Annotated in this window: 2 protein-coding genes; one reads left to right on the forward strand and one right to left on the reverse strand. The window is 49.5% G+C overall.

The genetic code is table 11. The features are described 5' to 3' along the window. Positions 1–151 precede the first annotated feature (151 nt). Positions 152–1,069, reverse strand: coding sequence for a bifunctional helix-turn-helix transcriptional regulator/GNAT family N-acetyltransferase (locus ABU178_RS20330; RefSeq protein ID WP_397218339.1), 918 nt, complete (start codon positions 1,067–1,069; stop codon positions 152–154). A gap of 208 nt (positions 1,070–1,277) precedes the next feature. Here ABU178_RS20330 and ABU178_RS20335 point away from each other — a divergent pair, with 208 nt between their 5' ends. Continuing rightward, positions 1,278–2,177 carry a pyridoxal-phosphate dependent enzyme gene (locus ABU178_RS20335; RefSeq protein ID WP_397218341.1) on the forward strand — a complete coding sequence of 300 codons (900 nt, stop codon included), beginning with the start codon at positions 1,278–1,280 and terminating at the stop codon, positions 2,175–2,177. Positions 2,178–2,220: the final 43 nt, after the last annotated feature.

Here is a 2,220-nt window from a genome sequence, read left to right on the forward strand (position 1 = left end):
GCCATTAGCAGGTCTGGTGCGTTAATTCATAGTGGTGATGTCAACCGATATAGTTTTCAAAGAACAATTTAATCCGGTGACATAAAATGCCATTTGAGAAATCACACAAGGTTTCCCTTTGATTTCCTCACGTCTGCCCTGGGCCAGTAAATTACAGCTTTTTGAGCATACATATGCCGCAGCCGTCGTGCCCTGTCTCGCCCATTTTCTCAGCGTAACGAAACCCAAAGGCTTCGTACAGGCGGACCGCATCCTTTAACTCGTCGAGGGTTTCGAGATAACAGGACTGGTATTTCATAGCAGTAGCCTGAGCAAGAATGAATGCGATCATACGCCTTCCAAGCCCCATGCCTTTTACGTCGCGGCTGAAATAGAGTTTCTGCATTTCGCAGATCCCTGTTTCACCTGGAAGCGGGGCGAGACCAGCTCCTCCAACAATTATCCCCCTGGCTTCAGCGACCCAGTACCCCCTTCCGGGTTGGTTGTAAACCTCGCTTAAACGTTCAAGCTCCGGGTCATGCAGGCTGACTCCCTCAAGGTGGTCGATTTTATTATCCCTGAAGCTGTTGCGAATGATTTCAGCAACAGCTGCATTATCTCTGGCCTCGATCGGCCTGAAAATTATTCCCGCTTCACGCTGCCTGCGTGCATTGTGTAAGCTTCCGGCAAAGCAGGTGATGGTATCAAAAAACACCTTTATCTCGTCTTCAGAAGAGGATGCGAGCGCTTCTTCAGTAAATCTGTCGGCATTTTCCTCGAGGGACATTAGCCGTTGCTTTCCTGACGCGCTTAACCGGAAAGTTGACGCTCTGCCATCCTGATTATCATGTTCTTTTGTCAGATATCCCATCTCAGTCAGGGCGCGAAGCGTTCGGCTCATGCTTGGCTTTTCCACACAGAGTTTTGTTGCCAGTTCTGTTGCGCCTGAAGGCTTGCTGTTCAGTTCAATCATGATATGGCTCTGAAGAGGAGATAACTCAGTTCCGCTGGCTTTACGGCCGAGCATGCCCAGCTCCCTTACCATGTCGCGCATGGCTGCACGAAACTGGCGTATTTCATTTTTGTTCATTTATCCGGCCTGATTAAAATTTTCACAGGGATGATACACAATGTAGTTAACGGTGTTAACTACATTGTGTATCATGACTGACCAACTGCATGCCGGGTAATGATTTTTATAATGTCGTTAACGTAAACCAACAGAGCCGGAATGAAGCTGTTAAAGCTTTAAGTACAGCAAGCAATCAACACCCAAAAAAACTATCAGGGATTATAAAATGGACATAAGTATCCGGACGCCCCTTATCCACTCTCTTCCTTTAAGCCAGCAAAGCGGATGCAATATCTGGTTAAAAATGGAGTCTTCGCAGCCTACGGGTTCATTCAAGCTCAGAAGTGCAGAGAAAATATGCTGCCACTACGCCAGTAAGGGGGTTAAGGGCTTTGTCAGTTCATCGGGCGGGAACGCCGGTATCGCGGTGGCGCACAGTGGCCGCAGACTGGGTTTGCCGGTGACGGTTGTTGTCCCTGAAACCACCCCGGCGCGCGCCAGACAACTTATTGAAATGGAAGGTGCAAGGCTTGTTGTGCATGGGAAGGTGTGGAGTGAAGCCAATGATTATGCTCTTTCACTTGTGACGGATGAAATCGTCTACGTACATCCCTTTGATAATCCATTACTGTGGGAAGGCATTAGTACGATGGTCGATGAAGTCATCAGCGAGGGACTGCGCCCGGATGCTGTTATCCTGTCAGTTGGGGGTGGCAGCATGTTATCCGGCATCGCGCAGGGACTGGAAAAACATCAGCTCGGTCATATTCCGGTTTATGCCGTTGAAACTCACGGAACTGCTTCCCTTAACGCCTCGCTTAATGCCGGTAAGCTGGTACGTCTGGATAAGGTCAGCGGCATAGCAACGACGCTGGCCGCCAGTCAGGTATGCGAAAATGCTTTTAATGTGGCCAGCCGTATGAACGTCAAAAGTATGCTGGTTTCTGACCTGGAGGCGCTGAATGCCTGCCGACGCTTTCTGGATGACCATCGGGTGCTCATTGAACCGGCATGCGGCGTGTCTCTCTCACTCTTGTACGAGCACAAAATCAGGTTTAACCCTGCTAATAATGTACTGGTAATTATTTGCGGCGGGGCATCGGTCACGCTGGAAGGGATAAAATGACGTGGCAGCAGCCGCGTTGAATGAACGTGATGAACGCTGGATG

It is taken from the genome of Pantoea osteomyelitidis (assembly GCF_044342975.1).
Taxonomy (GTDB): Bacteria; Pseudomonadota; Gammaproteobacteria; order Enterobacterales; family Enterobacteriaceae; genus Pantoea; species Pantoea osteomyelitidis.

Excerpts from the sequence above, each read along its gene's own strand:
- ABU178_RS20330 (WP_397218339.1), bottom strand. The coding sequence starts at position 1,069 with ATGAACAAAAATGAAATACGCCAGTTTCGTGCAGCCATGCGCGACATG.
- ABU178_RS20335 (WP_397218341.1), top strand. The coding sequence starts at position 1,278 with ATGGACATAAGTATCCGGACGCCCCTTATCCACTCTCTTCCTTTAAGC.